We start from the raw sequence: 758 nt of genomic DNA, 5'->3' as shown, positions 1-758 counted from the left end.
ACTTCCGATGACCAACCATCCCTCAAACCTCCAAGGGATCATTTAACCTACGGCCATTGCTCTATGGCTAGTCCGCAGCCCACGGTGACCCAGCTTCGTGCGCTGGTGGCCGTCGCCGACCACCGTCACTTCGGTCGGGCCGCGGCCTCGCTGCACGTGAGCCAGCCCACCCTGTCCAGCGCGGTCGCCGCCCTCGAACGCACCCTCGCGGTGAGCCTGGTCGAACGCACCACGCGCAGCGTGCTGCTCACCGGCGTCGGCGAGGAGATCGTCCGCCGCGCCCGGGTCGTGCTCGGCGCCGTGGACGACCTGAGCGAGGTGGCGCTGCGAGCCCGCGAGCCGTTCGCCGGAGATCTGAGCCTGGGCGTCATCCCGACCATCGCCCCCTACCTGCTGCCCCGCCTGCTGCCCGCGCTGCGCGGCGGCGACGGCGGTGCGGATGCTGGTGGCCGGACCCCACCGCTGCGGCTGCGGGAGGCGCAGACCGAGACCCTGCTGGCCGAGCTGCGCGGCGGCGCGCTCGACCTCGCGCTGCTCGCGTTGCCCAACGACGAGCCCGGCATCGGCGAGATCCCCCTCTACGACGAGGAGTTCGTCCTGGTCACCGCCGCCGCCCATCCACTGGCCGGGGGAAGTTCGCTGCCGGTCGCGGCGCTCGGCGGCCAGGAGCTGCTCCTGCTCGAGGACGGCCACTGCTTCCGCGCCCAGGCGCTGGATGTCTGCCGTGAGGCCGGCGCCTAGGAACGCACGGCGCTGCG

Annotated in this window: 1 pseudogene; it reads left to right on the top strand. The window is 72.6% G+C overall.

Features of this window, described 5'->3' with window-relative positions:
• Positions 1-63: 63 nt before the first annotated feature.
• A pseudogene (locus G6R24_RS21230) lies at positions 64-738 on the top strand (LysR substrate-binding domain-containing protein); the annotation flags it as partial.
• Between the last annotated feature and the right edge of the window lie 20 nt (positions 739-758).

Origin of the sequence: Candidatus Frankia nodulisporulans, assembly GCF_902806475.1 — a bacterium.
GTDB lineage: Bacteria > Actinomycetota > Actinomycetes > Frankiales > Frankiaceae > Frankia > Frankia umida.
This window is presented reverse-complemented; position numbering and strand designations above follow the sequence as displayed.